General features: G+C 28.8%; 24 protein-coding genes and 2 tRNA genes. 12 read left to right on the top strand and 14 right to left on the bottom strand.

What is annotated here, in order from left to right:
- Window positions 1-112: 112 nt before the first annotated feature.
- The 4 genes from ABM4_RS07245 to ABM4_RS07230 all read right to left on the bottom strand — a co-directional run bounded on the left by ABM4_RS07245 (window position 113) and on the right by ABM4_RS07230 (window position 3915).
- A complete protein-coding gene (locus tag ABM4_RS07245) occupies window positions 113-847 on the bottom strand; it encodes a 4Fe-4S ferredoxin iron-sulfur-binding domain-containing protein (RefSeq protein WP_016359025.1) in 735 nt (244 codons plus the stop codon).
- Window positions 848-1082: 235 nt separating this feature from the next.
- The gene (locus tag ABM4_RS07240) at window positions 1083-1829 is read right to left on the bottom strand and encodes a hypothetical protein (RefSeq protein WP_016359024.1); all 747 of its coding nucleotides are present in this window, start codon (window positions 1827-1829) and stop codon (window positions 1083-1085) included.
- Window positions 1826-2356, bottom strand: coding sequence for a YIP1 family protein (locus ABM4_RS07235; RefSeq protein ID WP_016359023.1), 531 nt, complete (start codon window positions 2354-2356; stop codon window positions 1826-1828). The genes ABM4_RS07240 and ABM4_RS07235 overlap by 4 nt, the downstream gene beginning before the upstream one ends.
- Before the next feature lie 365 nt (window positions 2357-2721).
- Entirely contained in the window at window positions 2722-3915 is a 1194-nt protein-coding gene (locus ABM4_RS07230) for a pyridoxal phosphate-dependent aminotransferase (protein ID WP_016359022.1), read from the bottom strand.
- Between the two features lie 255 nt (window positions 3916-4170).
- Here ABM4_RS07230 and ABM4_RS07225 point away from each other — a divergent pair, with 255 nt between their 5' ends.
- Window positions 4171-5256: a metallophosphoesterase gene (locus ABM4_RS07225; protein ID WP_048200908.1), complete on the top strand. Its 1086-nt coding sequence runs from the start codon at window positions 4171-4173 to the stop codon at window positions 5254-5256.
- A 162-nt stretch (window positions 5257-5418) separates the two neighbouring features.
- On the opposite strand, the gene ABM4_RS07220 is transcribed toward ABM4_RS07225, so the two are convergent.
- From ABM4_RS07220 to ABM4_RS07210, 3 genes are read right to left on the bottom strand one after another with little or no spacing between them, the layout of a single operon-like run.
- Window positions 5419-6705 (bottom strand): oligosaccharide repeat unit polymerase family protein, encoded by a 1287-nt coding sequence (locus tag ABM4_RS07220; RefSeq protein ID WP_016359020.1) that lies wholly within the window; start codon window positions 6703-6705, stop codon window positions 5419-5421.
- Window positions 6706-6756: 51 nt separating this feature from the next.
- Window positions 6757-7542 carry a hypothetical protein gene (locus ABM4_RS07215; protein WP_016359019.1) on the bottom strand — a complete coding sequence of 262 codons (786 nt, stop codon included), beginning with the start codon at window positions 7540-7542 and terminating at the stop codon, window positions 6757-6759.
- Window positions 7543-7553: 11 nt separating this feature from the next.
- Window positions 7554-7730, bottom strand: coding sequence for a 4Fe-4S binding protein (locus tag ABM4_RS07210; protein ID WP_016359018.1), 177 nt, complete (start codon window positions 7728-7730; stop codon window positions 7554-7556).
- Window positions 7731-7999: 269 nt separating this feature from the next.
- Between ABM4_RS07210 and ABM4_RS07205 the strand changes: the two genes are divergently transcribed.
- The 9 genes from ABM4_RS07205 (at window position 8000) to ABM4_RS07165 (ending at window position 15380) form a co-directional block, all read left to right on the top strand.
- A tRNA-Leu gene (locus ABM4_RS07205) sits at window positions 8000-8082 on the top strand.
- Window positions 8083-8113: 31 nt separating this feature from the next.
- Window positions 8114-8186 (top strand) — tRNA-Thr (locus tag ABM4_RS07200).
- A gap of 192 nt (window positions 8187-8378) precedes the next feature.
- Window positions 8379-9263 (top strand): hypothetical protein, encoded by an 885-nt coding sequence (locus ABM4_RS07195; RefSeq protein WP_016359017.1) that lies wholly within the window; start codon window positions 8379-8381, stop codon window positions 9261-9263.
- Between the two features lie 372 nt (window positions 9264-9635).
- Window positions 9636-10526, top strand: a complete 891-nt coding sequence (locus ABM4_RS07190) for a PhoU domain-containing protein (protein WP_016359016.1) — start codon at window positions 9636-9638, stop codon at window positions 10524-10526.
- A 472-nt stretch (window positions 10527-10998) separates the two neighbouring features.
- The gene (locus tag ABM4_RS07185; RefSeq protein WP_016359015.1) at window positions 10999-11832 is read left to right on the top strand and encodes a phosphate ABC transporter substrate-binding protein; all 834 of its coding nucleotides are present in this window, start codon (window positions 10999-11001) and stop codon (window positions 11830-11832) included.
- Between the two features lie 230 nt (window positions 11833-12062).
- Window positions 12063-12941: a phosphate ABC transporter permease subunit PstC gene (gene pstC, locus ABM4_RS07180; protein ID WP_016359014.1), complete on the top strand. Its 879-nt coding sequence runs from the start codon at window positions 12063-12065 to the stop codon at window positions 12939-12941.
- Window positions 12938-13819 carry a phosphate ABC transporter permease PstA gene (pstA, locus tag ABM4_RS07175; protein ID WP_016359013.1) on the top strand — a complete coding sequence of 294 codons (882 nt, stop codon included), beginning with the start codon at window positions 12938-12940 and terminating at the stop codon, window positions 13817-13819. The genes pstC and pstA overlap by 4 nt, the downstream gene beginning before the upstream one ends.
- A gap of 1 nt (window position 13820) precedes the next feature.
- Complete coding sequence (pstB, locus tag ABM4_RS07170) at window positions 13821-14576, top strand: phosphate ABC transporter ATP-binding protein PstB (RefSeq protein ID WP_016359012.1); 756 nt, start codon at window positions 13821-13823, stop codon at window positions 14574-14576.
- A gap of 69 nt (window positions 14577-14645) precedes the next feature.
- On the top strand, window positions 14646-15380 hold the full coding sequence (locus ABM4_RS07165) for a phosphate uptake regulator PhoU (RefSeq protein WP_016359011.1): 735 nt from the start codon (window positions 14646-14648) through the stop codon (window positions 15378-15380).
- Window positions 15381-15901: 521 nt separating this feature from the next.
- Here the strand turns inward: ABM4_RS07165 and ABM4_RS07160 are convergent.
- The 7 genes from ABM4_RS07160 to ABM4_RS07130 form a co-directional block, all read right to left on the bottom strand.
- A complete protein-coding gene (locus ABM4_RS07160; RefSeq protein ID WP_016359010.1) occupies window positions 15902-16744 on the bottom strand; it encodes a fumarate hydratase in 843 nt (280 codons plus the stop codon).
- A gap of 217 nt (window positions 16745-16961) precedes the next feature.
- Window positions 16962-17396, bottom strand: a complete 435-nt coding sequence (locus ABM4_RS07155; protein WP_016359009.1) for a 4Fe-4S dicluster domain-containing protein — start codon at window positions 17394-17396, stop codon at window positions 16962-16964.
- Between the two features lie 8 nt (window positions 17397-17404).
- Window positions 17405-17908, bottom strand: a complete 504-nt coding sequence (locus ABM4_RS07150) for a 4Fe-4S dicluster domain-containing protein (protein WP_369751277.1) — start codon at window positions 17906-17908, stop codon at window positions 17405-17407.
- A gap of 1 nt (window position 17909) precedes the next feature.
- Window positions 17910-18776: a pyruvate synthase subunit PorB gene (gene porB, locus ABM4_RS07145; protein WP_016359007.1), complete on the bottom strand. Its 867-nt coding sequence runs from the start codon at window positions 18774-18776 to the stop codon at window positions 17910-17912.
- A 1-nt stretch (window position 18777) separates the two neighbouring features.
- Window positions 18778-19932 carry a pyruvate synthase subunit PorA gene (gene porA, locus ABM4_RS07140; RefSeq protein WP_016359006.1) on the bottom strand — a complete coding sequence of 385 codons (1155 nt, stop codon included), beginning with the start codon at window positions 19930-19932 and terminating at the stop codon, window positions 18778-18780.
- A gap of 21 nt (window positions 19933-19953) precedes the next feature.
- A complete protein-coding gene (gene porD / locus ABM4_RS07135; RefSeq protein ID WP_040682039.1) occupies window positions 19954-20199 on the bottom strand; it encodes a pyruvate synthase subunit PorD in 246 nt (81 codons plus the stop codon).
- 20 nt (window positions 20200-20219) lie between these two features.
- Window positions 20220-20741, bottom strand: a complete 522-nt coding sequence (locus tag ABM4_RS07130) for a pyruvate ferredoxin oxidoreductase subunit gamma (protein WP_016359004.1) — start codon at window positions 20739-20741, stop codon at window positions 20220-20222.
- An 821-nt stretch (window positions 20742-21562) separates the two neighbouring features.
- On the opposite strand from ABM4_RS07130, the gene ABM4_RS07125 reads away from it, so the two are divergent.
- Both ABM4_RS07125 and ppk1 read left to right on the top strand, forming a co-directional pair.
- A complete protein-coding gene (locus ABM4_RS07125) occupies window positions 21563-22471 on the top strand; it encodes an exopolyphosphatase Ppx (RefSeq protein ID WP_016359003.1) in 909 nt (302 codons plus the stop codon).
- A 194-nt stretch (window positions 22472-22665) separates the two neighbouring features.
- The gene (gene ppk1 / locus ABM4_RS07120) at window positions 22666-24867 is read left to right on the top strand and encodes a polyphosphate kinase 1 (protein ID WP_016359002.1); all 2202 of its coding nucleotides are present in this window, start codon (window positions 22666-22668) and stop codon (window positions 24865-24867) included.
- Window positions 24868-24996 lie beyond the last annotated feature (129 nt).

Below are 24996 nucleotides of genomic sequence, written 5' to 3'. Positions count from 1 at the left end.
AAAATCATGTATTTTTTAAATAAATTTATAAATTTTTTAGTAAAATAATTAATAAAAATAGATTTTCTATTTTTATATTATGGTTTATTTATAGATTGAAAATGAGGGTTATTTAGAAAATGGATTTTCTAGTCATCTTATCTATTTTTAAGTCATACTTTCTTTTAATGGTTGAATAATCCTTACTAAAGAAGGGACATTTTTCAATACATATTTCGCAGCCTTCATGGTATCCGGTACACTTTTCCTCAATAAGATTGCCTTTATGGTCAAATGCTTTCTCAGGACAATGCATATTACATTTACCACAGGTTAGACAGTATTCCACAATCCATTTAAAATCATCAGCTCTTACTTTAGGAAAATTGGTAATTGAGGTAGCTATTGCAAAGATTTTAGGTGCAGGTCCTTCCTTGAAAATTACCGCTTTATTTCTTCCAATCCTTCCGGTTTTTGAATCCTCTGCACATTTTTTAATTTCTTCCTCAAGTTCTAATGGATCCACTACTTCACTAAAGAAACCATTTTCTCTTAAAAAATCGGATAATTTGTAAACCCTTGTAATAATTTCATCGAATTTGTCAAGTAGACCTTCAGATTCATAATATTCCGGATTTAATCTTAAAAATTCAGGGTCCATTGGTGTTCTAAGTAGAATTATATCCTTTGCATTCTCGGGAAATTTGTCTTTAAGTCTATAGTGAATAAGGCCATAACTGATTCCATTGAAATTTAACTCTTTTCTATATTCATCAAACTTTTCAAATAGTTCGTCGCTTATTTCACTTTTAAACCCTTCGGGATTTTCCACTTCTGATTTATCTTCAATATTCAAGTTTCCAAACATAATCTCAGATCTCTAAATTTTTTTTTAAAAAATTTATTATCTAAATATTTACTTATCACAATTAGTACTACTATATCTTTCATATAATTTATTTTTATTTAAAATATTATCTGATGTTATTTTCCACTTAAATTTAGTTTTGTAAAAACAATAAAGGGTATTTTAAATCTGTTAAAAAAAGTAAAAGCATAATTAAAAATTATATAATAGGAAAGTTTAATTCTAAAAGGATGGTTTAATGATTGGCGGATATTAAATTTGCTCCACCTACTTGAATATCACTATTTAATCTAACCTTATTATGTGTGTCATTGGAGCTTATATTTCTCAAAGTAGTTCCGCCTAATTCAATATTATTGGATTTTACCTCGAGACTGTCTGATTGGATATTTAATCCACCTACATTAATATTTGAATCGATATCTGTGATAACTAAAGGTGTTCCTATAACATTCATTCCACCAGTGTTTATAGTATTGTTTATTAGGTAAACACTTCCATTACTTAAATCAATATTCGCTCCACCAGCCACTATGTGATTATTAAATCTTAGAATGTTTCCGTCTGTTGCATTAATATTAATTCCACCTGCAGTAATATTGCTGTTAATGATATAAGTGTATTTGTCACTTAACACAATGCTGTTATCGGTGTTGTTTGAACTAACATTCACATTAACGGAATCATTGTTGTTGTCATAACTTACTTTCGTATTGTTCTGCATGCTACTTGAAACGTTGTAATAACTGTCTGTATTTGCAAATTTAATGTTTGTTCCACCACTGATTTGATTGATATTTAAATTCACTATATGTGTGGTGTTTGTACTGTGGTTTAAATCTTTGGCATTTAATGTGGCAATATTATATTTTTCATTGTCCTCATTATCATTACTTGAAATGTTTGCGCTAATCGTAACTGCACAGATAGATAGAATTATCCCAATTACTATGATTATACCTAATATTTTATAGTTGTTCATAATAATAACCCCACTACAATTCCAATTAGAATAAGAATACCATATGCGCTTAGGAATGATTTACCATAACCAAATTTATAAACATTGTTTACTGCGGAGACTGTAATGATTGTTTTCATTAAAAATACAAGTAATAAAATAGGTATTAATATTAAAAATTTACCTGTAGCAGCAAAGAGTCCTATTCCAATAATTAGGATTATGTCTGTCACATATTCATAACACATTAAATTGTATAATGTGCTGAATTTCCCTTTTCCTTTAAAAATCATTGCAAATAGATATGTTAATCCACAATGAATTAATTTAAAAACCATCAAACCTATTATGGAAACCAGGATAAGCAATATTGTTATCACTGCACTTTGTGTTTCCATTCCTATTAATAGTCCCAGGATAGCCACATAAAAGATTAAAGAGACAATTCCCTCATAATCTTTTTGTCCATCCTTCTCTTTAAATAAAGTATCTGGATCTATTAATACTTTAGCAGAATTTATAAAAAAATTCTCAATTCTGGATTTCATATGCTTATTTTAAACACTTTTATATTTATGTTTATCTATTTTTTTCTAGCTAAACTTAATTAGTAAATTAACAAACAAATATTGGGAGATTGTTTTTAATTTTTCTAGATAAATATATCTGTAAAGTTGAAAAATAGAATTTTCAATTGTTATTAGTTAGTTATAACTGTTTTGGAGCTTGTTCCATATTTTGAAAATAAAATATTGTAGATATATTATCTGATTGATTTAGAAATAGCTGTTTTTTAAAATCTGGTCTTTGATATTTGATTGTTGTAAAAAAAGGGTATTAAATGTTAAAAATTGAAAAAAGTATAAAAAAAGGAATAAAAAGTTTTCACCTATTGTTGGTATGTTTTAAGTATTTATTTGGTTCTTAAAGCTTCGACCGCTTTTGGGAACTCTTGGCAAAATACTTCTATCTCTTCGGTAGGTATTGAGAAACTTATACGTAAATAATCGTCTCCATATAATTTACTTGTATAGTTTCCCTCCCTTGTGAATATGTCCTTTTTTAGAAGATAACTGGACATGTCCTTGGCTTTAATGCCTGCGCCGGTTAAGTCTATCACCATCATATTCGCATCTACAGGATAGACAGGTAGGTAAACACCATCAACAGTATCAACCATATCTTTAATTAATTCCTGATTATGGAAGGTTGTTTCTCTTATTTTCTTAATCCATTTTGGTTTGGATTTAAGTGCAGCTATTCCACCTTTCTGTGCAATAATGTTTACTCCTAAGTCATTAACAACCACATTTTTAATAGTTGCAATAAGTGGCTCCGGTGCAACTACTGCCCCAAGTCTAACTCCTGCCATTCCAAATATTTTTGAGAAACTAAATATTGTTAAGGTGTTGTTTGGTGCATATTTAGCTACAAGTGTGTGTTTTCTTGCAAAGTCTTTATAAGTTACATCGTGAATTAAATAGATATCATTTTCTATTGCAATTTGAGCAATTTCTTTAATTTCTTCTTCAGTATATGCGGTTCCAAGTGGATTAAGCGGATCTATCAATACAATGATTTTTGTGTTTTCATCGATGTTTTCCCTAATAAGTTCCGGTGTTAATTTATAGTTACACTCTTTGTTATAAATTGGAACATATTTCACTTCTTTTGCAAATCTTTCAGCAAATGAACCAATGATTAAATAACCAGGATCACATGTAATTACATTGTCTTTAGGTTCTAAAATACTGTGCATACATAAATGTAAGGATTCAGTTGCTCCTGCTGTAACATATACAGACATATCTTCAAGGTCTAAATCTTTTAAAATAAGTTCTTTTAATTCTGGAAAACCATCTGGAGCAGGATATTTACAATATTCTTTCTCCTTGAGACACTCTATCATTGCATCGGAAATGTCGTCCTCATCATGTAAATGGTTTGTGTTTTGACCCATCCAAATAAGATCCTTATTTTCAAAGGTGTAGTTAAAAAAATCATTAGATGATTTAAATCCTTTTGGTGGGATTTTAGGTCTCTTGTTATATTTTTTCTCAGGAATATTAATCTTATGTTCCTTTTTGATCTTTGTTTTATTCCTCATTTTACCACAAAATTAGCTTTTTAAAATAATAATTATGAATAAATTTAATAATAATTATAAAGTATATAATTAACTTTTTAATATTTATCTTTAGTTATTAATAAAATTATTTATAAATTGGTTTTTTTATTAACTTATGTTTTTTAAAGTATTAAAATTAAAATTAAAAATCTGGGAATTATTGTTTTTTTAGCTGTATTTATATTATATTAATCTCAGAGATAATTTTAATATCTTTTTGAAAATGGTGATATTTTGAGTTTTAGAACTAGAAGAGTGTTGTTTTTTACACCATTTTACATGTTATTTTACTTTTTCCTTTTGAAATATACATTTTTACTATTTGGTGGATTAAATGACTTTTATACATTGTCTATTACAGTTATATTAGGTTTGCTTGCTTGTGTGCCTACTTTATTGGAGGAGAAAAAATCAAGAAAATCCGTAAGGATATTGGCTAAACTCTATGGTTTTTGGGCGTTTTGTTCATTGTTCCTACTGATGGATATTATAATCATTTATTTCTTAGGTGTTTTTATTAGGGTTCCCTATACAATTAAATGTATCCTAATTTTATTGGTGCTAATGATTGGAATATATGCTTATTATCATGCCCATCAACTTAAAGTTAAAGAATATCAGTTGAATGTTAATAAAATAACTCATGATTTAAATATTATACATATTTCAGATATTCATTTTGGATTTTTAAATAATAAGGGATATTTAAATAAACTTGCAGACAAATTAAAAGAATTATCCAATACCTGTGATTTAGTTATAATCTCTGGTGATTTGGCAGACGGATCCTGTTTAATTGAGGAAGATGACTTTTCACCATTAAAGGATGTTAATATTCCAATAATATTTACACCAGGTAATCATGATTATTATCCTGGAATTGAGAATGTATACAAGGCAGCTAATAAGGCAGGCTTAATTGTCTTAGATAATGAAAATATTGAAATTGGTGATTTAAATATTGTAGGCAATTCATTTAGTTTTGGTGATATTCCTAATTTAACTTTTGAGGAATTGGATAATATGATTAATCCTAATAAGCTTAATTTAATTGTTTATCATACGCCTTATTATTTTGAGGAATTTTCTAATCTAGGTTTCGATATTCAACTATCTGGTCATACCCATGGGGGTCAATTCTATCCAATAATCCTCTTTGCGGAATTGATTTTTAAATATAATAAAGGTTTATTTACAAAAGAAACTCCCCAAGGTAATCATTATCTGTCAGTTAGTGCTGGTGTCGGTGTAATGGATTATCCTGGAAGATGGGGAACCTACTCGGAAATAGTTGTATTAAAATTGAGAAATTCTAATTAATTTTTTTTTTTTTTTGAAATAATCAATATTTTTCTATTTCAATAATTTTGGCTATTTTTTCTATTATACATGATATCTGTAAGATAAATTATGATTGTATTTATTTTAAAGATTTAAAAAGAAATGGGGTTTTTCATTGTTTTTTATAATATTTAATAATCATTAGCTATTTTTTCTAGTATATACGATATTTGCAAGATAAACCAAAACCCCTACAAAGAAATATATCAATACTTGAATATCCAATATTCCAGTTTCAATTCCTAAGATTGTGTAGGTTAAAAGTAAACTGTAAAGGCCTATGTAGAAATAATTTTCAGTGATTTTTAATAGTTTATATCCGATCCCAAGAATAAAACCAATTAAACACATGCCAACTGCAACACCTATCCTTCCAAAGTCTATTAACATAGGTCCGATTATTGTCGGTGTAATTGTAACTCCGCTTCTCCATGAAATTAATTTTCCCACCATCATTCTAGGACCATAATCACTACCTGGAATACTTTTAAGTATAAATCCTCCATGCATTAATCCAAGATTTCCTGATAATGCATTTAATAAATCAAGAACATGGATTGTAAAATCCGCTCTACTTTGTAATGTGTAAAATGGATTTGTACTTGTTGTAATTAACATCTCATTTACTGATCTTAAATATCCGATTCCTATAATACCTGCCAAACCTATTAACGCAAGGACGATTACCTCTCCAATAGAAACACTATCTCCATAATAACCTATAATGATCATTAAAAGTAATATTGCAAGTATTGGAGTTCTATAGGCTAAAAACAATAAGAGAACAATCCCAGTTAAACTTAATGAAAGGAATCTAAATCTTACTTGGCTTCTTGTTAATTTTCCTTCCTTCATTAAACAAACATAATAGGATTCCATAATTCCTATTCCAGGTATCATTAAAAACACTGGCATTGTAAGTGCAGCTATTAATTTATATCTTAATGAGGGGGTAAATAAAGGAATTCCTTTAACATATCCTATATTTATAAAAAAGAATATTAATCCAATTAAAAATAGTGTGAACCCTACAGAATAAATGTCCTTGGGATTAAAATCAATAATCCTCTTATTGTTGTTTTGATTGTTTAAAAAGAATTTCGGAAGGTAAAGTGCGCCTATTGTAAATGCGATCAAACCAATGATGATGGTTATAACTAGGGAATTAGATGCTGCTTTAAGTCCAAATATTAAAAATAGACTGAACAAAAGGATTATAATCATTGGATTAAATAAATCGTCATTTAAGATTCTGCTTTTAAGATTAATCCTATGATTTGATGGATAGAATTTAAATAAATATGAATTGGTCCATTGTCTGTCGAAAAATAAAAAAATGGTATGGATAATTGTAAAGAATAATGATTCTTTAAATTCTCTTTCAATTGTTCTACATATTTTACATATTATAGAATAGATATAACTCATTTCAAATCCTCATTCTTTAAATAATCCTTTATTACTACTTCTGTATATTGTTTAATTAATGTGTTTAATGTTGGTAACATTGTAATTGTTCTTAATAATATTTAATTCATCATCGGTACAGTTATAGATTCTTATTTTGATTGGTTCTGTTTTACCACTGAAAGATTTATAATCCTGATTAGCTATTTTTAAATCCTCATATTTTGATCTTGAAACTTTAATTTGGAATTTATTTCCGTCCATTTTTATAGATGGTCTTTTTGTGATTTTAAATAAATCGTTATTAATGTTTTCAAGGGAAATACCGTCGAGGCTATTTAAAGATATGATTGTGGAAACCTCGTAATTATTGTATTTTTCAAGACCTTTATAGAGGGATGAGAAGCTATTAATCTCTATTGGGGCTATAGTAATCTCTGTAACGTTTCCATATTTTTGTCCGTCAACTTTTAAGGTCATTTGATCAATGTAAATCTCTGCATTAGGATTGTCTTTATATGTTCCTGCAAGTAGTGTATTTCCACTATCATTAACTAACACTAACAGATTTTTAGTATTATCATCATAACACCATAGAACGTTACCTGAAATACTTACATTCTCTCCAGTGCTAGCATTCGTACCTTGTATGTCAGTACTTACAATTTCTCCTTCATTGTAAAAATCAATATATTTTTGATAAACCTTATCAAGTGTTGATGAATCAAATGAAGAGGAATCTTCCTGATTAGTTCCTGGTGAAATATGTAGAACTGCAACACATGCGACTAATATAATAACTATGATTATTATTATATCAATCCAAGTTATCTTATTTAGAAAATCCGGTTTTTTCATATTTATAACCTTTATTCGTCTTTTTCATTATAGATTGCACCGGTAGGGCATACAAGCATACACTCTTCACAATCATCACATAAGTCTTCATGGATTTTAATTGTGTATGCTATTTTTTCAATTGCCTCGTTTGGGCAAACATCAATACAATCTAAGCAAACTCCGCACTCTTCAGAATCTATTTTCAAATTAACACTACCACTAATTCATAATCTCATATCAATCTTTTTAAAATGAGTTTTTATTATTCCTTATAGTTTTAAATAATATTACATTATAATATATTATATAATATTTGTAAAATATATTTATTAAATTATCTTTAAATTTATATAGTGTTTTTGACAATATATTTTATTGTAAGAATTATTTTTTAAAATTTTTAATTTTTTCAAAATTTTTCATAGTTTTTCCGTAACCTTTATATACTATGAAAACAAAAATAATTATGTTGTATGCAGGGGTGCCCGAGTGGCCAAAGGGGGAGGACTTAAGATCCTCTGGTGTAGGCCTTCGAGGGTTCGAATCCCTTCCCCTGCACTATCTATTTTATATTATTATTTTTTTTCATGCTTTAGTGGCTCAGCTGGTAGAGCGCCACCTTGGTAAGGTGGAAGTCGGGGGTCCGAATCCCCCCTAAAGCTTTGTTCTATACTATTTTTCTTGTTTTTTATAGAATTTAGTTTATATTGTCTATTTTTAAAAGTATTGTTAGATTTTAATTTTATTAACATCTGTCTTAGTTTATTTTAATTTTTTATTTTTTAGAAATTTTGGTTTGTTTTTAGTTAGGTTAATTTTATTCGACTTGTTTAAATTAGATTGGAAGTGATTTAATGGTGGAATATTCCAAAGTGGCTATAGCAGGGATAGTTTCCTTTGTCGTTGTTATTTTAACATCAGTTTTAGGTTTAACTGGTACTGTTATTGGTTCAGTATTTTCCTCTGTTATGTATAGTGCTCTTACTGGTTATTTAGAAGAGAGAAAGAAAGAAAGAGGCGGAATCGATATTAATTTATCCAAACCAAGATTAGATCTTGAGTTATTTTACATATTCCCTTTAGTTGTAATCCTGTTAATTGAACTCTGTTATATGTTAACATTCTTCAGCTCCGATTTCTCATTATTGTTCTCTAGATTGGAGGGAGTAACCAGTAATAATCTATTTAGAGTCATGGGATTCGGTTTAATTATTATGGGTATTTATCCTATGTTTGATTCAAAAACTGTTAAAAAAATCAATGGTTCATTACTTGTCTTCATTGGTTTAATTCTTCTAGGATGGGGATTTGTAGATTTAAATAATCCGGTATCAAATGTTCTTGGAGATGTATTACAACGTGTTGATTTCTTTTTAGCTGCATTTATTAGTTTAATTTTAATATATGTGATCTTCTCAATTCTTGTAAGAAAATCCACTAATACTTCAACAAAACCACATTCTACAGGAAGGATGTTTAAATATAATGATAAAAGACAGTATGATTATCCTCCAGCAGATGATTTTAATAGGGCTTCTAGATTTAAAAGAAGGAATTATAATTATGGAAATGATGGTTATAATCAATATGAAAATTATGGAAGATATGATAATTACAGACCGGATAGGGAATTTGATAATAGGAACATGAGAGAAAATAATCCACGGGAAGGTAATGGTGGTATAAATTCCTCTTCAGATTCTTTAAAATATGTATCTAATAGAAGACGAAGAAGATAATCTTCTCTTTTCTTTTATTTTTTATTTTTTTTTTAAAATTTGATTTAAGCTGTTTTATATATGGTAATTTATTTGAATTATTAAATTTAAATTAAAGAATAATTAAACTTTTTTTCCTTATGTGAAATTTTATTGATTTTATACATTTTTTTTATTTTTTCAATTTTTGTCTTAAAATTTTCATTTTTAAAAATTTTTATTGTTTTTTGTAAATTTTTATATTAATTTTTTGTTTTTTGGTATTTTTTTTATAAATTTTAGGTAAACTTTAAATGATTTGATAACTAAAGTAGTATATATGTTATTATTCCTAAAATAGGAAGTCAAGAAAAATTTTTATAAATTTTTATATTTTTATAAATTGGTGATTAAATGCCGAGTAAAGGAAATAGAACATTAAAAGATATTTTAGATATAATCTTATATGAAAATCCTGCTACTCAACAAGAGATTGCTGATAAATTGGGCATAACACGTCGTTATGTTACTCAATTGATACAACCATTGATTAAGGAAGGTGTAGTTAAAAGGGCTTATATGATTGATATGGAGAATTATGAGAAAATAGCAGATGACTTTGAGTCAAATGTTAATTCCCCATTACATTCAAGTAATCTTTTAATTACCAGTATGTTAGTTAGTATGAAAAATCATGTAAAAAATGAATTGAAACTTTCAGTTGAATCTCTTATAGAAAATGATGATAATAAGGCAGAAGAAGCTTTAAAAATGGATTATACTACAAATAATATGTGTGAAAAAGTAAGAACATCTGTAGAAACAGTTGTTAGCATTAATCAGCAATCACACTTCTCAAAAACAGTTATTTATAATGAAGTTGCCTATGATCTTGAAAGGATAGGTGATTACTGTGGTCATATAGCTAAATTTGTTGTAAATGATTATTATGAGGCAGATGATGATATTGTTGTAAACATTAAAAAAATGTATAAAATCAGCGACAAAATGATTGAAGATTCCATGACTGCATTTTTAGATGGTACTATTGAGCTTAAAGGGGAAGTAATGGATTTGGAAGAAAGAATGCATGAGATGCAGAAAAAATCCATGGGGACTATTGCAACTCAGATGGCTGAAACTTCTTTTGATGATAAAGAGCGTTCCAATTATTATATTTATATTTCCAGAGTAATTAAAGCATTTGAGAGAATTGGAGATATTTCTGTAGAGATTGTTGATACTGCAGGTGAATTCCACAATAATATTCCACGTTCTATTACCCCACGTACATTTAGGGAATAATATTTCTCTCTTTTTATTTTTTTTATTAATGCTTTTTGCATATTTTTTTTAGCTATTTTTATGTTTAATTTTATCATTAATTTTAGATTTTTTATACATTCTTTATTATTTTTTATATATTTTTTTTATTTTAATTATTTTTTAATTTATCTTGTTCAAATATGATTTTTTGGATTTTGTTCATAATTTCCTAAAATGAGAATAGATTTCCTAATTTTTCCACTAATCTTTTATTTTTTTCACATAATGAGAATTTTTATACACAAAAAGATAACCTTTATATACTCTGTAAACTAATCTTTATTTGAGGTTGAAAAAAATTTTTTTTTAATAAAAAACCAATCTCATTTTTAAAATCTAAATGAAGTTTAAGATTTAAATTTATGTTAACTTTATATTTTAAATATTTTCGTTGAAAATTCCTCTAAAACCTCTTAAACTTTCATTTTAATTTTATGTTCGGTGTTAAAAAATGAAAAAAAATACAAAAAGGATTATTTTAGTTATTGTTATAATTTTAGTGCTTGCAGGTGCTTATTTGGCAATTAACAGTGGATCCAGTAAGGTAGAAATTGTAGGGTCTACTTCTGTACAACCTGTAGCAGAAAAATTAGTAGAAAAATACAAGGAAACTCACCCTGATACACAAATCAACGTTCAAGGTGGAGGATCTAGTGTAGGTATCAAAAGTGCTCAAGACGGAACTGCTGATATTGGTACAAGTTCTAAAGCTTTAAAGGATAATGAGTCTCAAGGTTTAACCCAAATTCCTCTTGGTCAGGATGGAATTGTCATTGCTGTTAACACCAAAAACAGTGTTGATGGAGTAACCTCAGAACAATTAAAGGATATCTTCTCTGGAAAAATTACTAACTGGAAAGAAGTTGGTGGTTCAGACGGTAAAATTAATGTAATTCGTCGTGAAGATGGTTCTGGAACTTTAGATGCATTTGAATCCATTGTAATGGGTAAAGATACTAAAATTAAATCTGACGCTGTAGTTCAATCTTCAACTGAAGCTGTAAAACAATCTGTAAAAACTGATGAAAATGCTATTGGATTTGTATCCTATGCACATATGTCCTCAGATGTTAAAGCTCTTAAGATTGATGGAGTATCACCTTCAGATGATACTATTGCAGATGGTTCATACAAATTACAAAGACCATTCTTATTCTTAGTTAAAGGTACTCCAAACCAAGCTACTCAAGATTTCCTTAACTTCGTAAACAGTAGCGAAGGTCAAAAAGTTCTTAAAGATGAAAAAATTGTTCAAGCTAGTAACAATACTAATTCATCTCAATAGATAGTTAAAAGTATTAGCATTTAATAATGTTTATTAAACAATTAACTGTCATGTTTAAGAAATTTTTGGCAGTTAATTTAATCTATAATCTTTTTATAGATTTTTAATTTTTATATTTTTTTAAATAAATTATTATTATATTGCTTATTTTTTTATATTTTAATTCTTACATAGCTTAAAGATTTTTTAATAATCTAATCATAGATTAGATTTTAAAAGAGAGGTTAAATATGGCTAATCAAAATTCAGAAGAAACTGGAATTCAAGCAATATTATTAGTTGCTGCTTTGTTCTCTATATTCATAATCTTTCTTATAATGGCTTTTATTTTTATTGAAGGATGGCCAGCTTTTGCAGATTATGGATTCTTCAAATTCTTATTTGGTCTTAAATGGGATCCAACTAAGAATGTATTTGGTGTTTTACCAATGATTGTTGGTTCTTTATGTGTAACTTTCTTTGCATTACTTTTAGCTGTTCCATTATCCTTATTATGTTCCATATATATGGCTGAGGTAGCTAATACAAAAGTTGCTAAATCATTAAAACCGGTTATTGAAACTTTAGCAGGTATTCCATCTGTAGTATATGGTTTCTTTGGTTTAACTGTATTGGTTCCATTATTCAGATCATGGTTTGGAGGTACTGGATTCAGTATATTCTGTGCAGGTATTATTCTTGCAATTATGATTCTACCAACAATTATATCTGTTTCACAGGATGCACTTGAAGCTGTTCCAAATGAATATAGGTATGCATCATATGGATTAGGTGCAACAAATTGGCAAACAATTAGAAAAATTGTTTTCCCTGCTGCTTTACCTGGTATTGTAACAGGTATTATTTTAGGTATGGGTAGAGCAATCGGTGAAACTTTAGCAGTAATTATGGTTGCAGGTAATGTAAGTCAAATTCCAAACTCAATATTTTCTCCAGTAAGAACCTTAACTTCTAACATTGCATTAGAAATGGGTTATGCTACGGGTCTTCATTACAACGCTTTATTTGCAACTGGTGTAGTATTATTTATTATAATCATGATTTTATTAATCATTACAAATTACATACAAAGTAAATATAAAATGGATGTTGGAGGAGGAACTTTATGAATAGTGTTCAAGAAGAAATCGATAAATCCAGTCATAAAATGTCTTCCTTGACTACCCAAAAAATTATGAATGGTATTTTCTTATTATCAGGATTAATCACAATCTTGATTTTAGTTGTTATTATTGGATATATTTTAATTGAAGGTTTACCTGCTGTAAACTGGACATTCTTAACCTCAGATCCTATTGATTCAGGTAGGTCCGGTGGAATCTTTCCAATGATTATCTCAAGTTTATATGTAACAGCAATTGCACTTATTATTGCAAGTCCTCTTGCAGTTGGGGCTGCAATTTATATTTCAGAATATGCTAAAAATGAAAAGATTAAAAAGGTTATCAGATTCGGGGCTCAAACATTAGCATCCATACCATCAATTATTTTTGGTTTATTTGGTTTACAATTGTTAGTTATTACATTAAACTTAGGATATTCTGTCCTTTGTGGTGGTATTATATTGGCATTCATGGCACTTCCAACTATTTTCCAAGTTGCAGAAGTAACCGTATCCTCTGTTCCAAGTTTATACAAAGAAGGTAGTTTAGGTTTAGGTGCAACTAAATGGCAAACTATTACTGGTGTTGTTTTACCTGCAGCATTACCTGGTATCATTACCGGTATTATCTTGGGTTTAACTCGTGCTATTTCAGAAGCAGCAGCAGTAATGTTCTGTGTAGGTTCTGCAGTAACCACTCCTATATCCATTATGGATCCAGGTAGGCCATTACCATTACACTTGTATGTTCTTGCAACTGAAGGTGTTTCATTACAAAATGCATATGGTACTGCAGCAGTTTTAGTATTTATTATTTTAATAATTACTTTATTAACCAATTACTTAGTAAATAGATATCAAGCAAAAATGATGGGGGAACGTTAAAATGGCGGATAAATTTACAGTTAATAATTTAAATGTGTACTTTGATGAAGCACACATCCTTCATAATATTAATATGAATGTTCCAGAAAATGCAGTTACCGCACTTATTGGTCCTTCCGGTTGTGGTAAATCTACTTTCCTTAGAACATTAAACAGAATGAATGATTTAATTCCTACATTTCATCATGATGGAGATGTATATTTAGACGGTCAGGAAATCTATGATGATAATGTAAATGTTGTTGATTTAAGAAAAAGAGTTGGAATGGTATTTCAGAAAGCTAACCCATTTCCAAAAACAATATTTGAAAATGTTGCATATGGTCTTAGGATTCATGGTATAGAAGACGAGGACTTTATTAAGGAAAAGGTTATTGAATCCCTTAAAGGTGCAGCAATATATGATGAAGTAAAAGATAAATTAGATGAATCTGCTCTTGGTTTATCTGGTGGACAGCAACAAAGATTATGTATTGCAAGAACCATTGCAATCGAACCAGAAGTAATTCTTATGGATGAACCTTGTTCTGCACTTGATCCAATTTCCACTCTTAAAATCGAAGATTTAATGACGGAACTTAAGAAAGATTATACCATTGTTATTGTAACTCACAATATGCAACAAGCAACAAGGGTTTCAGATTATACTCAATTTTTCTTAAATGGAGTCATTGTAGAAAATGGACCTACAGAGGACTTATTTATTAATCCTAAAGAAGAACAAACCAAAGAATATATTACAGGAAGATTTGGTTAGATTAATAAGATTATTAATATCTTAATTACAAATTAATTTATAATATATTATTAAAAATGGGGTTAAATAATGGCTGAAAATTATGAAATTAAAGATTTTCCTTCAATAAACTTTGAAGAAAGATTTAAAGAAATCCAAAGTGAAACAAAAAAAATAGGCCAATTAACTTTGGATAACACAAATTTAACAAGGGAATTGTTAGAAGATTATAATGAAAATATTAAAACTGAAATACTTGCCAATAGTGAAGAAATAGACTTAGAGGTATTTGATTTAGAAAGGCAATGTATTAAATTTTTAGCTTCTGAACAGCCTGTTGCAAGTGATTTATTGTATGTTCAATCTACTGTTAGGGTAATAAGTCACATTAAAAGAATGGGTTATCTTGATGCTAATATCGCTGAGGCTATAGCAACTTTACAAGATTTTGAAGCTCCTGAGGAGTTATTTAAAAATCTATCATATATGGCGGATTATGTTCAATTAATGATTCAAAAAGCTATTCATGCATTTTTAGATGCTAATGTTGATTTAGCTTCACAACTAAGTGAAGATGATGATAAGATTGATGATTTATTTGATAAAATATTAGATTCCGCTGTTAAATATCTTGCTTCCGATGATTCAGATTATGATACAAAATGTTTCATTGAAATCATTTTCATTGCAAGACATCTTGAACGTATTGCTGATAGGGCTGTAGCTATTGGTTCCAGAACAATATTTATGGTCACTTTAAAAAGACCTGATAATTTACCTCACCGTGATGAGGATGAACCATTTTCTTTAGATGAGGAAAAGTAAATAAAAATCCTATTATTTTCACTTCTTATCTATTTTCATAATCAGTTGAAATTCTTTATCTAAAGATTTCTTTTTTATTTTTTTTAATTTTAATTCTTAACTATAAATTAATAATAATCCATTGAATCTTATATAATCCTTATCTAAATCCTAAAGATATGATTTCTAATTTTTCCAATATGATTTTAAAAACATTGTAACTAATTTTTGTAAAGGTTCTTTCTAAAATCATGTAGATTTTCATAAAAAAAGTATTCAATACTAGTTAAGTATTATTTTAGGTGTCGAATGGAATTTAATCTAGATTATAATCTAAAAATATTTTAAATGGGATCTTATATTCTCGAGTCATATCTTTTAAGTGTAAAAATAGAATTTAACTTAGTTTACTTTGGTTTTTTAAATAGTTATAAAAACAGTATTGGATGATAAAAAATTAAAAATTCAAAATAAAATTTTATAGTTTAAATTAAAATTAGAATTAATTAAATAAAATAAAAATATTAAAATATAAATATAATTTATTCATCTTTTAATATGCTTGTAGCATGTCTGTTTGCCCAGCACTGAATACATACTCCTATAGGTAAACCTGCAGTATGTGTTGAGGCTTTCTTAATCTTAACATCTAAAGCTGTGGTCTTACCACCAAGACCCATTGGACCTTTACCATTCTTGTTGATTCTTTCTAAAATCTCGTTTTCCATTTGATTTAATTCATCGTCAGGATTTGGTTGGCCTACTTTTTCAATCAAAGCTTCTTTTGCTAGTTTCATTGCGAGGTCTGATGTACCACCGATACCAACTCCAACAACCATTGGTGGGCAAGGTTTTCCACCTGCAGCAAGTGCTGACTCAATTACAAAATCTTTGATTCCCTCTTTTCCTTCTGCGGGAAGCGCCATTTTAAGTTTGTTATTGTTTTCAGATCCAAAACCCTTTGGAAGAACTGTAATTTCAAGGTAATCAGTGTCTGTAAGTTCAATAGAAATATAGGGAATATAAACACCAGTATTGTCTCCAGAGTTTTCTCTTGTTATTGGATCTACAATGTTTGGTCTAAGTGGAACTTCTTTGGTTGCTTTTCTAACACCTTTTTCAATTCCCTCTTTTAAATTTTCCACTTCAACATTACCTAGCTTTACAAATATCACTCCTAAACCTGTATCTTGACACATTGGTATTTGGTTTTTATGGGCTAATTCAATATTTTTTAATATGTTGTTGATGTTTAACTTTGCAAGTTCATCCTCTTCGTTTTCCAATGCATCTTCAAGTGATTTAACAACATCTTCATTTAAGTCTATTGCCGCTTTTTTATATAGTTGGTAAACTGTATCTTCAATAGTTTTTTCACTAATCATGTTATCATCTAAAGTAGAATTAATTAAATCATTAAATTTATCTTAATTTTCTAAAATTATTCATTAAGTTTTTTATTAAAATTAATATAATAATTTTTCTTTTTTAGAAAAAATAAATTTAATCATTTAAAAAATATTTGATATTTATATAAGTATAATAGGCTGTAAAAAAATAGAGGAAAGAATAATTAAGTAGTTAATTATTCTCGTTTTAATATCAGTGGAGTTTTTCTGATATTTTTTTCAAGTAGTTAAATTCTTTAGCTACCTTTTCTTGTTTCTTATTGATTAAGTTTTGTGAATTATTTGATAAAGCTCCAGTAGGACATGCTTCAATACAATACTGTGTATCCTTATTTATACACAAATCACACTTTTTTGCATGTGTGTTATCCATATTTATTGCACCTATTGGACAAGCGTCTCTGCAGATTCCGCAGCCGATACATTTTTCTTGGTTAATGGTGATTGCTCCACCAAGATATTCAATTGCACCTTCAGGGCAACTTAAAAGACATGGTGCTTTATCAGGACTACAATGCATACAGAATAAAGGTACCCCTTCATATACGTGGATTGCATTATTTGGACATGAGCGTTCACATCTACCACAATCAACACATTCCTTTGGATCCAATATTAATTCTCTCATTCTATCACCTAGTCCTCGAATGCTTTACTAATTCTACTGCCACTTGTTAATACATTTAACATGGTCTTGTTCTGTTTGTTGCTTTTACCTGCAATTTTAGCAATGTATTCTTCACGTTTTTTATCAACAAGTTTATCTGTATCTACTAATGATATTGCTCTTTTGGAACATGCTTGTACACATGCAGGTCCTTCAGGACGATCTGCACATCTATTACATTTTTCTGAGCTTTTATCATAGATTATAATTGATCCGAATGGACATGCAAGACTACATAAACCACATGCAATACATTTGTCTGAGTCAATTCCAGTGTTTGTCATTGCACCTGTTGGACAGATAACTTCACAAGCAGGGTCTTGACATTGTTGACAAAGGATTGGGTAATAAGAACCATCAAATTCTATAATATTGATTCTACTAGTACCATGTAATGCTTCACAGGACCTTTCACAGTCTTTGCAGCCATCACATAAATCTCTTTGTACTATTATTTTCTGCAATTTTCTCACCTCAGATTCCTAATTCTTCACATTGGTTGTTAACATAATCTTGTATCATTTGGACATGTTCTTCGTCTAAGTGTTTGAATCTTTTTTGAGCTTTTAAGTATTCTACAACAGGTTTTCTTTCTGTTGGTCTGTAGGTTACTTTGAATTCTCCATTTTCAATTTCATATAATGGCCAGAATCCTGTTTCTACACCTAATCTACCTAATTCAATTGTTTTTGAAGGATCAAATCCCCAACCAGTAGTACATGGTTGGTTTAAATGGATGTAAGCAGGACCTTTTGTTTCAACTGCTTTTTTAACTTTTTTCATATAATCCTCAGGATATGCGATTGAGGCAGTTGCAATATATGGAATTCCATGGGCAGCCATAATCATAGGCATATTCTTCTTAGGTTTATCTTCACCAAAACTTTCACTACCTGCAGGTGAGGTAGTGGTTGATGCACCCCATGGAGTTGCTCCACTTCTTTGAATACCTGTATTCATGTATGCTTCATTATCATAACAGATGTAGGTAATGTTATGTCCTCTTTCCATAGCTCCAGAAATGGATTGTAAACCAATATCTACACTTCCTCCATCTCCACCAAATGCTATAACATGAGTGTCTTCTTTTCCTTGGCTTTTAAGTGCTCTTTCAACACCACTTGCTACTGCACCTGCGTTTTCAAATGCAACATGTACAAATGGTACTCTCCAAGCTGTTTCCGGATATGGTGTAGTCATAACTTCAAGACATCCGGTTGCACAGATAGCTACAGTGTTTTTACCTGATGCTTTAAGTGCAAGTCTTGCACCAATAGCTGCTCCACAACCTGCACAACCTCTGTGTCCTGGTGCAAAGAGTTCTTCTTTAGGTATATCCATTTTACTCATCCTCCTCTAATCCTATCCAATTAACTTTTTCTGTTGGATTTTTAGTTTTCTCTAAAATCTCGTAGATTGTATCTGGAGTAATATCTCTACCACCTAATCCAATAATGAAATCATAAATCTCAGTATCACAGTCCATTGTTGATTTCATGTCTTCATATAAAGCTCCACCAATTCCGAAGCTTATATCCTTCTCAACAACTGCTACTTTACTAGCATTCTTGATTGCCTCTTGGATTTTTTTAGCAGGGAATGGTCTGTAAGTAACTGCTCTTACAAGCCCTACTTTCTCTCCTTTTTCACGCATTTCATCAATCATAACTTTAATTGTACTGCATACAGAACCAAAACTTACAAATATTATATCTGCATCTTCGGTTTTGTAGGTTTCAATTAAATCGTGTTTTCTTCCAAATATTTCTTCAAATTCTTTAAATGCCTCTTCAAATACCTCTTCAGATTTGTCCATAGCTACTTGAATTGCATGTCTTGCTTCAATATAATAGTTTGAATCTGTGAAACTTCCGACTGTTACAGGATCTTCTGGATCTAGGTATGAGTATTTTGGAACATATGGTGGTAGGAATTTATCTACTTGTTCTTGTTCCGGAACATCTACTGCCTCGTTAGTATGTGTAATAATAAATCCATCAATACATACCATGGATGGTAATAGGACATTTTCATTCTCTGCAACTTTATATGAGATTAATGTCATGTCTAATGCTTCTTGTCCGTCTTTTGCATAAATTTGCATCCAACCAGAATCCCTTTGAGCAATTGAATCTTGTTGATCATTCATAATACATAATGGTGCTGAGATAGATCTATTTGCATCACCCATAACGATAGGTGCTCTCATACCTGCTGCTGCAAATAAAACCTCATGCATATACATTAATCCTTGTGATGAAGTAGCTGTAAATGTTCTAACTCCTGTACTACTTGCACCTATAGCAGCACTCATTGCACTGTGTTCTGATTCTACTCTAATAAATTCAGTATCAAGTTCACCATTTGCTACGTAATCTGCAATATACTCAGCTACTGTAGTCATTGGTGTAATAGGATAAACGGGAATAACAGCTGGTTTTGCTAATTTTACTGCATTAGAAATTGCAGCTGTTGCAGTCATAACTTTTTTAGTCATTAATGATTCTCCTTAATTTTTTTATTCATCAATTTCCATTTCAATAGCATTAACTGGACATTCATTTTTACATATGCCGCAGCCTTTACAATAATCATAATCAATATTAAATTCTGTATCAATACAACCTTCTGGACAGAATATGTAACAATTGAAACATTCAACACATTTTTCTCTGTCAGATATTGGTTTAAATGTTCTCCAACTACCTGTTTTATTTTTAACTGTACTTCCAGGTTGGTTATTAGTACATCCTACTGAGGTCATCATTTTCAATCACCTTAAATTTAATCCATTTCGTAAGCTTCTCTTACAGCTCTTACGTTTTTTTCTCCAACTTTACCTGGGAAAACATCTTTAATTACTTTTTCTAATGATTCAATACTTACAACACCAGATTTTTTAGCAAAGTAACCTAAAATAATTGTATTTACAATTGGTCTTCCTAAAACATCTAATGCAATTTTAGTTGCATCTATCTTATGTACAGGTATTTTATCACTGCTAATATCCTTGTGTGTGTTGATTACAACATCACTATTTTCCTTAATACCTGAGTAAATGTCTACTACGTTTGCTAATCCGTCATCAAGAACTAAAATATGATCTGGATTATAAATTTGGTATCTAAGTTCAATTGGTTTTTCGTCGATTCTTGTGAAGGCAGATACTGGTGCACCCCTTCTTTCTACACCAAATGATGGGAATGCTTGACTATATTTACCATCTTCAAATGCTGCTTTAGCTAAAATTTCAGCTGCAGTTACAGCACCTTGACCTCCACGTCCGTGAAAGCGAATTTCAATCATTATCTTTCCTCCATTTTATTTATGATGATTGAATAAAAATTATCTAATACAAGATAATTCATATAAAAATAATTTTTTTCATGATAAACTTAGTATATCTATCATGTATAATCATTATAAATTCAAAGTATATAAATATTTAGATTTATCATGTATAATCGTTATAAATATATAAATTTCTAAATTTTCTATTTAAATCTTTTCTAAGTCGGGTGTCTAAAATTTTTCTATATTGTATAAAAATAGTATTTGAAAATTGGAATTTATATGTGTTTTTATTCAGAAATATTATTGCTGTTTAATTAATATTTCAGTTTTTATAATCTAATTTTTACCTTATTTAAATACTTAATCTATAATTATAATTTAATTTAAAAGGATGATTCTTAATTTTCTCCATTACAATTTCGGGAAGAATAATCTGCAATTTTCATATGTCCTGATATGATTTTTAATGAAGAGAACTTATTTTTAATGGCATTTTTTTAATTATTTAATTATTTTTAGAAACTTTATTTAATTATGTACTTAATAGAATTTCAAATATTGTGATTTTTTTAATATTTTTGAAAATAATATTTTTTTTGAGTAATCTTTTGTATGATGTTTATACACTTTTTAGTTAGTGTGTTATCTTTCTAATTATTTAGTAAATTTTTTTAATTTATAGAAATATATATTAAATTGATTTGTGGCTTTTTAGGATTGACTTTCATTTATTTCTCATTAATTGAAATTTTATTCACAAAAAGTATAGTTTTAAATATTGAAATTTTCTTATATAATAATATATTATATATAAATAATTTTTAGGTGTATGAATGTTATATGGAGTTATAGATATTGGTTCAAATACTGTTCGGATGAATGTTTATTCTTATAATAAGGAACGTTTTAAGAAAATCTTTTCTGAGAAGGAAACTTTAGGTTTAATTGCTTATGTTAAAAAAAATAAGTTACCTAAACATGCAATTAATAAGCTTGTTCATCTTTTGGAAAGAATGCAAAAGGATTTAAATGTTTTGAACATTACGGATTTCACTGCATTTACAACGGCTTCAATTAGAAATGTTAAGAATTCTGAGGAAATAGTAAAATATGTTAAGGATAAAACAGGAATTGAAATACAAATTCTGCCTTCTGAAGATGAAGCGGAATTAAGTTATATTGGAGCCCAGCAGGATTATGATCTTAAGGATGGGGTTCTGATTGATTCTGGAGGAGGCAGTACTGAGATTATTATATTTGAACATGGTGATGTTCTCGAAGAATACAGTATGCCAATAGGTTCTTTAAATCTGTTTAATGAATATGTTTCTCAGATTGTTCCAAATAAAGATGAGAAAATTAAGATTGAAGAGAGAATATTAAAAGAAATCAAGAAACTTAATATCAAATATGATAAAGAAATTCCTTGCATGTGTGGTGTAGGTGGAAGTATTAGGGCTATAAACAATATTTTAATTGATTTGGATTTAAAGGATAAAAAGGATTCTATTGATGTTAATCTACTTCCTAGCTTGGAGGAGGATTTATCCTATAATGATAGGTCTACCTATGATATAATTTTACATACAAAACCAAGTAGGATTCATACTGTTGTTCCAGGTTTGTTAATATTTAAAGTTTTAACTCAATATTTTAATTGTAAAGAGATACATGTTAGTAAATGTGGTGTAAGGGAAGGATTCTTTATAGAAAACGTTTTTAAAAAATATCAAGATAATTAATTATTAATTATTGACTTAATTATTGTAATGCTATAAAAAATCCTGAGATTTATTTTCACTGAACTAGTTATGATGATATAATGTTATATCAATTTAATAATTCTTTGATTAGAGAATATCAACTAGTCATATTTCGTACAGAATTCTATTGAATTCGATTTATTTATTTATATATAATTTATAGAGGAATGTAAATGTCCAAAGATGAAAAGAAGAATAAAAAGAATAAAAAACATTCAAAGAAAGGTAAAAAAATGAGAGATTACAGTTTTACCCAAAACAGGGAATTATCCTGGCTTAAATTTGATGAAAGGGTTTTAGAAGAGGCTGACGATAACACTGTTCCTTTATTTGAAAGATTAAATTTTATCTCTATCTTTGTTAGTAATTTAGATGAATTTTATATGATAAGGTGTGGTTCACTTTACGATTTGACCTTGGTTAAGAAGAATGATATTGATAATAAGTCAGGAATGAGTCCACAGGAACAATTGGATCATATTTATGAAGAAACTAGGAGACTATATAAAAGAAAAGATGATATCTTTAATAAGGTTGAAACTAAGCTTATTGAGAAAAACAATATTAAATTATTAAGATTTGCAGATTTACATGAGAAAGAAACTACCTATTATAATAAATATTTCTTTGATTATGTATTTCCCGTATTGTCTCCACAGATAATAGATCCTCAACATCCTTTTCCTCATTTAGTCAATAATTCATTAAATATTATTATTGCAATGACAAGTACTGATGGTAAAAAAAATAAGGTATATGGTATTATACCAATACCTGATAGTTTACCTAATGTTGTATTCTCACCGGAATCCTCTATGAGATATATGTTGATTGAGGATTTAATCTATGAATATGCTAATGAAATCTTCTCAACCTATCAGATTGATTTTAAGACAGTTGTATGTGTAACACGTAACGCAGATATAAACTTGTCTACAAATAAGCCTGATGAGGATGAAGATTACAGGGGTTATATGAAGAAGATTCTTAAAAAGAGGAATCGTCTTGCACCTATTAGACTTGAATTTTATAGATACCATGATGATGATCTGGAAAAATTTTTAATCAAAAAATTAAACATTACAAAGGAGCAGGTTTTTATATCCCAGTCACCTCTTAAAATGACTTATGTAAGGGATGTTTATGATAAGCTTGAACATGTGGAGCCTGAGATATTTGATCAAATTTCCTATCCCCCATATGAATCCAAATTTAACTCTTTGTATAAGAATAATCGTTTAATGGATATTATCCAACATAAGGATATTCTACTTAATTATCCATACCAATCTTTTGATATATTTTTAAAATTATTAAAAGAGGCTGCAAATGATGAAAATGTATTATCCATTAAAATGACTATCTATCGTTTAGCTAATGATTCAAAGGTTATAAAATATTTACTTGAAGCTATTGAAAATGGTAAAAATGTTACAGTTTTGATGGAATTAAAAGCTCGTTTTGATGAAAGCCATAATATTTATTATGCTGAGCTCTTAGAGAATGCAGGTGCAAAGGTTATCTATGGTTATGAGAAATATAAGGTACACTCAAAAATTTGTCTTATTGTCAGAAAAGATGAGGATAATAAAATCCATTACATAACTCAGTTAGGTACAGGTAACTATAATGAGAAAACCTGTAAAATCTATACCGATTATGCATTACTTACTGCCGATGAGGAATTTGGAAAGGATGCTGTTTTATTCTTTAAGAATTTAGCTATTTCCAATTTAGACGGTAAATATGATCATTTCCTGGTAGCTCCAACATCACTTAAACAGAATCTAATTAAAAAAATTGATAGGTCTATTGAACTTGCAAATAAGAATGTTCCCACTACCATTATTATGAAAATGAATTCCCTAACAGATAGGCAGATGATCGATAAATTACATGAGGCCTCTCAAGCAGGTGTAAAAATTAAAATGATTATTCGTGGTATCTGTTGTATTGTTCCAGGAATTCCTGGTTCAACGGATAATATTGAGGTTATTAGTATTGTAGGTAGGTTTTTAGAACATTCAAGAATCTATTGTTTCAGAGATCCTGAAAATACTGAGATTTATTTATCAAGTGCAGATTTAATGACTAGGAACATGAATAAAAGGGTTGAAATTGCATTTCCAATCTATGATCCTAATATAAAACAGAGAATTTTAAATGATTTAAATATTTATCTTCAGGATAATGTTAAAGCTTGTTACATAGACTCTAATGGCAATTATTCTAAAGTAATGAGGGGTGTCGAATTACTTTCAGCTCAAGATTACTTTATGAAGCATGCTGATGACGATGTACATCCTGAGGAGGTTTTATCCACATCAGATAAAATTAAAGGATTCTTTAACAATCTCTTTAGAAGAAATAGTTAATCACTAGTTTTTGTTTTTTTTTAATTCTATTGTTTTTTTTTTAAAATTTAAATATTCTATTTTTAATAATCTTTATTTTTATTTTTCAAGTCTATTTTAATTTTTAAAATTAGATTTTTCTATTTTCTT

Origin of the sequence: Methanobrevibacter sp. AbM4, assembly GCF_000404165.1 — an archaeon.
Lineage (GTDB): Archaea > Methanobacteriota > Methanobacteria > Methanobacteriales > Methanobacteriaceae > Methanarmilla > Methanarmilla boviskoreani.
Note: the sequence above shows the minus strand (reverse complement) of the source record. Positions and strands in the feature narration are given on the sequence as shown.